This is a genomic window from Nonomuraea corallina, assembly GCF_027620315.1.
Lineage (GTDB): Bacteria > Actinomycetota > Actinomycetes > Streptosporangiales > Streptosporangiaceae > Nonomuraea > Nonomuraea corallina.
Genome location: NZ_JAPNNL010000243.1, coordinates 1 through 8,704 on the forward strand (window position 1 = coordinate 1; position 8,704 = coordinate 8,704).

General features: G+C 72.7%; 8 protein-coding genes. All 8 read right to left on the minus strand.

Features of this window, described 5'->3' with window-relative positions; translation table 11 throughout:
* Positions 1 to 816, minus strand: an 816-nt coding sequence (locus OUY22_RS34245) for a serine/threonine-protein kinase (protein WP_270159444.1), incomplete at its 3' end; no start/stop codon positions are given.
* Between the two features lie 99 nt (positions 817 to 915).
* Positions 916 to 1,077, minus strand: coding sequence for a hypothetical protein (locus OUY22_RS34250; RefSeq protein WP_270159445.1), 162 nt, complete (start codon positions 1,075 to 1,077; stop codon positions 916 to 918).
* Between the two features lie 66 nt (positions 1,078 to 1,143).
* Entirely contained in the window at positions 1,144 to 2,424 is a 1,281-nt protein-coding gene (locus OUY22_RS34255) for a glutamate-5-semialdehyde dehydrogenase (protein ID WP_270159446.1), read from the minus strand.
* Between the two features lie 20 nt (positions 2,425 to 2,444).
* A complete protein-coding gene (proB, locus tag OUY22_RS34260; protein WP_408638249.1) occupies positions 2,445 to 3,560 on the minus strand; it encodes a glutamate 5-kinase in 1,116 nt (371 codons plus the stop codon).
* A 31-nt stretch (positions 3,561 to 3,591) separates the two neighbouring features.
* Positions 3,592 to 4,944 (minus strand): GTPase ObgE, encoded by a 1,353-nt coding sequence (obgE, locus tag OUY22_RS34265; RefSeq protein WP_270159448.1) that lies wholly within the window; start codon positions 4,942 to 4,944, stop codon positions 3,592 to 3,594.
* Between the two features lie 165 nt (positions 4,945 to 5,109).
* Entirely contained in the window at positions 5,110 to 5,367 is a 258-nt protein-coding gene (gene rpmA, locus OUY22_RS34270; RefSeq protein ID WP_068925700.1) for a 50S ribosomal protein L27, read from the minus strand.
* Positions 5,368 to 5,382: 15 nt separating this feature from the next.
* On the minus strand, positions 5,383 to 5,685 hold the full coding sequence (rplU, locus tag OUY22_RS34275) for a 50S ribosomal protein L21 (protein ID WP_270159450.1): 303 nt from the start codon (positions 5,683 to 5,685) through the stop codon (positions 5,383 to 5,385).
* 221 nt (positions 5,686 to 5,906) lie between these two features.
* Positions 5,907 to 8,180: an Rne/Rng family ribonuclease gene (locus OUY22_RS34280; RefSeq protein WP_408638250.1), complete on the minus strand. Its 2,274-nt coding sequence runs from the start codon at positions 8,178 to 8,180 to the stop codon at positions 5,907 to 5,909.
* Positions 8,181 to 8,704 lie beyond the last annotated feature (524 nt).

Consider the following 8,704-nt stretch of genomic DNA (forward strand, 5'->3'; position numbering starts at 1 on the left):
ACCGCCGTCGGGGTCGCCGAGCCCGTTCGCCCTGGCCAGCCGCGCCAGCCGGTCGGCCAGCAGCGCGGCCGTGGGCCGCTTGCCCGGCTCGCGATGCAGCGCGGCCCGCACCAGCGGCAGCAGCTCCACAGGCACGCCCTTGAGGTCGGCCTGCCCGTTGAGCACCGCGTACATCTGCGCCTCGGCGGTCCCCCGCCCGAAGGCGGGCCGCCCGGTCGCCGCGAACGCCACCGTGGCCGCCCACGCGTGCACGTCGGCCGGTGAGTCCACCTGCTCGTCGGCGAAGATCTCGGGAGCGGTGTAGCCGGGGGTGCCGAGGAAGGTGCCGGTCATGGTGAGGCGGGTGGCGTCGTGCACCTGGGCGATGCCGAAGTCGATGAGCACCGGCCCGGCGGCGCCCATGATGATGTTGCCCGGCTTGAGGTCGCGGTGCACCACCCCGGCGGCGTGGATGATGGACAGCGCGACGGCGATGCCCTGGGCGAGCATCACCAGCTCCGCCAGGTCGAGCGCGCCGTCCTGGCGCACCCGTTCCAGCAGGGTGGCACCCTCGATGTGCTCCATGACCAGGTAGGGGCGGTCGCAGGACAGGTCGGCGTCGAGCACCCGCGCCACGTACGGGCTCTCCACCCGGCGCAGGGCCCGCACCTCGCGCTCGAGCCGGATACGTGCGGAGTCGTCCTCGGTCAGGTCGTGCAGGACCTTGACCGCGACGCGGTCGCCACGGCGGGCGCTGGCGAGGTAGACCTCGCCCATACCGCCCCGGCCGAGCCGCTCGAGCAAGGTGTACGGCCCGACCTTGCCGAGCTTGCTCACCGTCCCTCCCCGCTCGGCGCGCCCATAAGGGACACAACCCTAGCGCTGTGACCCGTGTCGACGCCTGAGGCACGCCGAACAATTATCGGGGCGGTGTGTTCACGACAGCAGTTGGTCGAGATTTGCCCGGGAGTGGTGACGCAGGTGCTTGCGTCCTTTCCTGCGCCAGTTGACGTGGCCGCGGCGCTCCAGCCAGAGCATCAGCCGGTCGGCGCCGAACAGCACGGCGGCCACGAACGCGAGTGCGATCACGATCTCCATGGGCGCCAGTCAAGGCGGGCCGGGCCGGGCCCGGGCGGCCGACACGCCGCCCGCGACCCGATCCCGTCACTGTCCTGACTTGGCGATGACCGTGCCCTCGGCGGTGCGCAACTGGCCCTCGCCGGTGTAGACCCACTTGGTGGACGTCAGCTCGGGCAGGCCCATCGGGCCGCGCGCGTGCAGCTTCTGCGTGGAGATGCCGATCTCGGCGCCGAACCCGAACTCGCCGCCGTCGGTGAACCGGGTGGAGGCGTTGACCGCCACCGCCGCCGAGTCGACCAGCGCCACGAACCGCCGCGCCGCCCGCTGGGACCGGGTCACGATGGCGTCGGTGTGGCCGGACCCGTAGCGCCGGATGTGGGCCACGGCGTCCTCCAGCGAGTCGACGACCGCGGCCGCGATGTCGAGCGAGAGGTACTCGGCGGCGAAGTCGTCCTCGGTCGCGGGCACCACGTCGCCGTGCCGGGCCACCCGCTCGTCGCCGTGGACGGTCACCCCGGCCGCCCGCAGCGCCTCCAGCGCCCTGGGCACGAACGCGTCGGCCGCCTCGGCGTGCACCAGGAGCGTCTCCGCCGCGTTGCACACCGACGGCCGCTGCGCCTTGGCGTTGACCAGGATCTCCACGGCCAGGTCGAGGTCGGCGTCGGCGTCGACGTACACGTGGCAGTTGCCCACCCCGGTCTCGATGACCGGCACCGTGGACTCCTCCACCACGGAGTTGATCAGCGACGCGCCCCCGCGCGGGATGAGCACGTCGACCAGCCCGCGGGCGCGCATCAGCTCCTTGACCGAGTCGCGGGTGAGCCCCGGCACGAGCTGCACGGCCCCGGACGGCACCTCGGTGGCGGCCAGCGCCTCCTGCATCACCTTCACCAGGGCGGTGTTGGAGTGGTAGGCGCTGGAGGAGCCGCGCAGCAGCACCGCGTTGCCGCTCTTGAGGCAGAGCGCGGCGGCGTCGACGGTGACGTTGGGCCGGCCCTCGTAGATGATGCCGATGACGCCGAGCGGCACCCTGAGCTGGCGCAGCTCCAGCCCGTTGGGCAGGGTGGAGCCGCGCACCACCTCGCCCACCGGGTCGGGCAGGTCGGCGACCTGGCGGACCGCCTCGGCGATGGCGGCCACTCTCCCGGCGTCCAGGCGCAGCCGGTCGATCATGGCGTCGGCGGTGCCCCGCGTCCTGGCCTGCTCGACGTCCTGGGCGTTGGCCTCGACGATCTCGGCGGCGTGGGCGACCAGGGCGTCGGCGACGGCGCGCAGGGCCCGGTCCTTCGGCGCCCGCGGCAGGGGGGCCAGCTCGGCGGCGGCCTCTCGCGCCGCGTGGGCGACCTTCAGGAACTCTTCGGACATCGCGTGCTCCTCGTCGCGGATCAGGTGTGGGACTCCAGTATGACGATGTCGTCACGGTGGATGAGTTCGCGTTCGTACTCAGGACCGAGCTCGCTGGCCAGGTCGCGGGTGGAGCGCCCGAGCAGGCCGGGGATCTCCCCCGCGTCGAAGTTGACCAGCCCGCGCGCCACCACCCGGCCGCGCGGCCCGCACAGGTCGACGGGGTCGCCGGCGGCGAACTCGCCCTCGACGGACGTCACCCCGGCCGGGAGCAGCGACTTGCGCCGGGTGACGACGGCCTCGACGGCGCCGGCGTCCAGGTGGAGCCTGCCGCGCCCGGTGGTGGCGTGGGCCAGCCAGAGCAGGCGGGTGCCGGGATGGCGGCCCTGAGGGTGGAAGAAGGTGCCGACGTCGTCCCCGGCCAGCGCGTGCGCGGCGTGGGCGGCGGCGGTCAGCACGACCGGCACCCCCGCGCCGGTGGCGATCCTGGCCGCCTGGACCTTGGTGATCATGCCGCCGGTGCCGACCGCGCCGCCCCGGCCGAGCTGGACGCCGACCAGGTCCTCAGGCCCGTGGACCTCGGCCAGCCGGCGCGCCCCCGGCCGGCTGGGCGGGCCGTCGTAGAGCGCGTCCACGTCCGACAGCAGGACCAGCGCGTCGGCCCGGATCAGGTGGCTGACCAGCGCGGCCAGCCGGTCGTTGTCCCCGAAGCGGATCTCGTCGGTGGCGACGGTGTCGTTCTCGTTGACGATGGGCACGATGCCCAGCTCCAGCAGCCGGTCGAGGGTGCGCTGGGCGTTGACGTGGTGGGTGCGCCGCATCATGTCGTCGGCGGTCAGCAGGACCTGGCCGACGCGCAGCCCGTAACGGGCGAAGGAGGAGGTGTAGCGGGCGACCAGCACGCCCTGCCCGACGGAGGCCGCCGCCTGCTGCGTGGCCAGGTCGCGGGGCCGGGCGGGCAGCCCCAGCGGGCCGAGGCCCGCCGCGATGGCGCCCGACGACACCAGCACGATCTGGGTGCCGCCACGGCGGCGCGCGGCGAGCACGTCCACGAGCGCGTCGACCCGGTCCACGTCGATCGTGCCCTGCGGCGTCGTCAGCGACGACGAGCCGACCTTGACGACGACCTTCGACGCTGAGCAGATCTGTTCCCGCACGTCCAAACCCTATCCGAGCCCGCGGAACGGTTCACCCGAGACGGCTGTCGGTGCCGCGCGGCCCCTGACGGACCGCCTCGGCGTTGAGCGTCGGCTGCCAGTCGAAGACGTAGCCGCCCTCCATCGGCCCGATCACCACCTCGGCCCCCGCCTTGGCGCCGGCCTTGGCGAGCTCCTCCTCGACGCCGAGCCGCTCCAGCCGGTCGGCCAGGTAGCCGACGGCCTCGTCGTTGCTGAAGTCGGTCTGCCTGATCCACCGCTCCGGCTTCTCGCCCGTCACCTGGAACAGGTTGTCGTTGACCCTGCGCACCTTGAACCCGGCCTCGCCGAGCTGCCTGGGCCTGATGACCAGCCTGGTCGGCTCCTCGACGGGCTTGGCGGCGCGGGCGGCCGCCACCCACTCGCCCATCGCGTACGTGAGCTCGCGCAGCCCTTGGTGGGTCGCCGCCGACACGGTGAACACCCGCAGCCCGCGCTCCTCGAAGTCGGGGCGTACGAGGTCGGCCAGCTCACGGGCATCGGGCACGTCCGCCTTGTTGAGCACGACCATGCGCGGGCGGCCCTCCAGCTTGCCGTAGGCGTGCAGCTCCGCCTCGATCACCTCGTAGTCGGTGACGGGGTCGCGGCCCGGCTCCATCGTGGCGCAGTCGATGACGTGCACGAGCATGTCGCACCGCTCGACGTGGCGCAGGAACTCGTGGCCGAGCCCCTTGCCCTCGGACGCGCCGGGGATCAGGCCGGGCACGTCGGCCACGGTGAAGACGGTGTCGCCCGCGGTGACCACGCCCAGGTTGGGGATGAGCGTGGTGAACGGATAGTCGGCGATCTTCGGCTTGGCCGCGCTGAGCGCCGCGATCAGCGACGACTTGCCGGCGCTGGGGAAGCCGACCAGCGCCACGTCGGCGACGCTCTTCAGCTCCAGCATCACGTCCAGCGCGTCGCCCGGCTCACCGAGCAGCGCGAACCCCGGCGCCTTGCGCTTGGTGCTGGCCAGCGCCGCGTTGCCGAGCCCGCCGTGCCCGCCGGAGGCGATCACGTAGCGGGTGCCGGCGCCGATGAGGTCGACGAGCACCTCGCCCGTCGCGGCGTCCTTGACCACGGTGCCGTTCGGCACGGGCAGCACCACGTCCCCCCCGTTGGCGCCGTCGCGGTTGGAGCCCTGCCCCTGCTTGCCGTTGTCGGCCTTGCGGTGCGGGCGGCGATGGTAGTCGAGCAGGGTGGCGGTGTTGGGATCCACCTCGAGGATCACGTCGCCGCCGCGCCCGCCGTTGCCCCCGTCGGGGCCGCCGAGCGGCTTGAACTTCTCCCGGTGGATGGAGGCGCAGCCGTTCCCCCCGTCACCGGCCCTGACATGCAGGATCACCTGGTCCACGAAGTCCGGCATTCAGCTCTTCTCCTCCACAGGCCCGCTCACGGGCACTTCATCGCGTCCCGGCCCTCGCGGACCGCCTTCCACGGGCCGCCCAGCGGCGGGAAGGACTCGTACAAACGGACAAGGGGTGGATCGGCAGGCGATCCACCCCTTGTCACAACCCGTTTCGCCGGAGATTTACTCCGCGACGGGGACGATGCTCACGGCGCGGCGGCCGCGCTTGGTGCCGAACTGCACGTGACCGGCGGTCAGCGCGAACAGCGTGTCGTCGCCGCCGCGGCCCACGTTGTCACCGGGGTGGAAGTGGGTGCCGCGCTGGCGGACGATGATCTCACCGGCGTTGACCAGCTGGCCGCCGAAACGCTTGACGCCCAGGCGCTGGGCGTTGGAGTCGCGGCCGTTGCGGGTGGACGACGCGCCCTTCTTGTGTGCCATCTCTCAAACTCCCGATCAGGCCTGGTCGATACCGGTGATCTTCACCTGGGTGTACCGCTGACGGTGACCCTGGCGCTTCTTGTAACCGGTCTTGTTCTTGTACTTGAGAATGCGGATCTTCGGACCCTTGGTCTCACCGAGGATCTCGGCGCTGACCGTGAACCGGCCCGCCTCCGTGGTCACATCGCCGTCGTTGACGACGAGCACCGTCGGCAGCGAAACCGAAGAGCCGACCTCGCCGGCGACCTTGTCCACCTCGAGGACGTCACCGACGGAGACCTTCTGCTGCCTGCCGCCGCAACGAACGATCGCGTACACCGCGGAACCCTTCTACTGACTAGCTGTTGTCGATGCACCGGCCGCCCCGAGCGGGACGACCGCTGACTCCGAATGCTGCGCCCGACATCCGGCTCATCCGAACCCGACGAACCGAGGGGCGCGCCAACAGGGCACGCCACCTGACGCACCGATCCACAAGAGTACCGGATGATCCGTGCCCCTGGCGAACCGGACGATTCATCGGATCGCCCACCGAGCGATCACTCGGCGGACCTGGCTCGGCGGGAGCGTCGCCGCCCCCTGCCGGAAGACTGGCCGGCCTGGTCGTCCTCGTGCGGGACATCGTCAAGCGCACCGGTCACCGTATCACGGTTCGCCGCATCCTTCGCGGCGGAGACCTTGTCGGTGACGGCCTTCTCGACCGCCATCTTGCCCTGCGTGCCGCGCGGCTCCGGCTTGCCCTCGACCGGCTCGGTGGAGACGATCAGGCCACGCCCGTTGCAGCACTCGCACGGCGTCGAGAACGCCTCCAGCAGGCCCTGACCGACCCGCTTGCGGGTCATCTGCACCAGCCCCAGGGAGGTCACCTCGGCCACCTGGTGCTTGGTCCGGTCGCGGGCCAGGCACTCCAGCATGCGCCGCAGCACCAGGTCGCGGTTGGACTCCAGCACCATGTCGATGAAGTCGATGACGATGATGCCGCCGATGTCGCGCAACCGGAGCTGGCGCACGATCTCCTCGGCCGCCTCCAGGTTGTTGCGGGTGACGGTCTCCTCCAGGTTGCCGCCCTGGCCGGTGAACTTGCCGGTGTTGACGTCGACGACCGTCATCGCCTCGGTCCGGTCGATCACCAGCGAGCCGCCGCTCGGCAGCCACACCTTGCGCTCCATGGCCTTGCCGAGCTGCTCGTCGATCCGGTACGACGCGAACACGTCGCCCTGGTCGCCGTCCCACTTCGTCAGCCGCTCGGTCAGGTGCGGGGCGACGTACTTGACGTACTCGTCGACCGTCTCCCAGGCGTCCCCGCCCTGCACGACCAGCGAGCTGAAGTCCTCGTTGAAGACGTCGCGCACCACCCGGATGGTCAGGTCGGGCTCGGCCGACAGCAGCTCGGGCGGGCTGGCCGACTTGGCCTTCTTCTGGATGTTCTCCCACTGCGCCGACAGGCGGGCCACGTCGCGGGCCAGCTCCTCCTCCGAGGCGCCCTCGGCGGCGGTGCGCACGATCACCCCGGCGTTCTCCGGCATGACCTTCTTCAGGATGCTCTTGAGCCGGGTGCGCTCCTTGTCGGGAAGCTTGCGGCTGATGCCGGTCATCGACCCGTCCGGGACGTACACCAGGTAGCGGCCGGGCAGGCTGATCTGCGAGGTCAGCCGGGCGCCCTTGTGGCCGATCGGGTCCTTGGTGACCTGCACCAGCACCGACTGGCCCGACTTCAGCGCCGACTCGATCCGCTTGGGCTGCCCCTCCATGCCGGCGGTGTCGAAGTTGACCTCGCCCGCGTACAGCACGGCGTTGCGGCCCTTGCCGATGTCGACGAACGCCGCCTCCATCGACGGCAGGACGTTCTGCACCTTGCCCAGGTAGACGTTGCCGACGTAGGACTGGCCGGCCTCGCGGTTGACGTAGTGCTCGACGAGGACGCCGTCCTCCAGCACCGCGATCTGCGTGCGGTCACCCTGGCGGCGCACCACCATCATCCGGTCGACGGACTCGCGGCGGGCCAGGAACTCCGACTCGGTGATGATCGGCGGACGCCTGCGGCCCAGCTCGCGGCCCTCGCGCCGGCGCTGCTTCTTGGCTTCGAGCCGGGTGGAGCCGCGCACGCTCTGCACGCCGTCGGCGGAGGTGTCGTGGGCGGCGGCCCTTCCGGAGCGGGGCGCGCGGATGCGCACCACCGTGTTCGGCGGGTCGTCGGGCGTCGGATCGGGGGTGTCGTCGTCGGCGCCGCGGCGACGGCGGCGACGGCGGCGGCGCGAGGTGGAGGAGGACTCGTCCTCCTGCGACTCCTCGGCCTGCCCTTCCTCCTCGCCGTCCTCGTCGGACTCGTCCTGGTCGTCGCCCTCGTCGCCGTCCTCGTTCTCGTCACGCTCGCGCGACTTGCCGCGCCCGCGCCCGCCGCGCCTGCGGCGACGGCGCCGGCCGCCGGTCTCCTCCTGCTCGTCGGAGGCGTCGGCGTCGTCCTCGGCGCTCTCCACGACGATCTCGTCGTCCGCCTCCTCCGCGGCCTCCACCACGGGCTCGGGCTCGACCGGCCGTACGGGCTGCGCCTGCGCCGGGTCGGGCGCCTGGAACAGCGGCGCGAAGATGGCCGCGGGGCGGCGGAAGGCGGTGCCCGCGGCGTCGCCCCCGCGGCGGGCGCTCAGCCCGAACGGGTCGGCCAGCAGGTTGGCCTTGATGTCGTCCTCGTCGAGGTCCTCCCCGGCGGGCTCGTCGTCGAGCGGCTCGTCCTCGGGCAGGATCTCCAGGATCTCCTCCTGCTCGTCGGCGGAACCCTCGCGCCTGGCCGCGGCCTCCCCCGCCCCGGCGGCCACCTGCGCGTCCACGGCCCGCTCGGGGGCGGCGGGCGCGACCGCGTCCTCCGCCCCGGCGGCGGGCTGCCCGGCCTCGCTCTCCTCCGCCTTCTTACGGGAGCGCCGCCGCTTGGCGGGCGCCTCGGCCGCGGCCTCGGGGACGCCGGGAGTCTCCGCCCCGGGAGCCGGCGACCCAGCCGCCTCGGCCGTGCCCGGGGCGGCGACGGCCGCCGCTCCGGCGCCGTCACGTGCCGCCTCGGTGCCCGCGGCCGTCTCGATGGTCTCGGCGGCCCCTGAGGCCGTGCCCGCCGTCTCGGGAGCCCTGGAAGCGCCGGAGGCCCCCTCCGGGGACTCGGGCACTCCGGGAACGCCGGAGGCCGCGTCCGTGGCCCCCGGGGCCTCGGAGACACCGGTCTCCGCCTCTTCTCCGGCCTTCTTGCGGCGGCGGGACGTCGTGGCTGCCGACCGGGTCCGCGTGGCGCGCTTCGGCTTGGCCTCCTCGACGGCGACGGCCGCCGCCTCCTCGGCCGGGCTCACCGCAGCCG

What these genes read in the sequence shown, in the direction of transcription:
- OUY22_RS34255 (WP_270159446.1), bottom strand. Translation starts at nt 2,424, where the DNA reads ATGTCCGAAGAGTTCCTGAAGGTCGCCCACGCGGCGCGAGAGGCCGCC.
- obgE (WP_270159448.1), bottom strand. Translation starts at nt 4,944, where the DNA reads ATGCCGGACTTCGTGGACCAGGTGATCCTGCATGTCAGGGCCGGTGAC.
- OUY22_RS34250 (WP_270159445.1), bottom strand. Translation starts at nt 1,077, where the DNA reads ATGGAGATCGTGATCGCACTCGCGTTCGTGGCCGCCGTGCTGTTCGGC.
- rpmA (WP_068925700.1), bottom strand. Translation starts at nt 5,367, where the DNA reads ATGGCACACAAGAAGGGCGCGTCGTCCACCCGCAACGGCCGCGACTCC.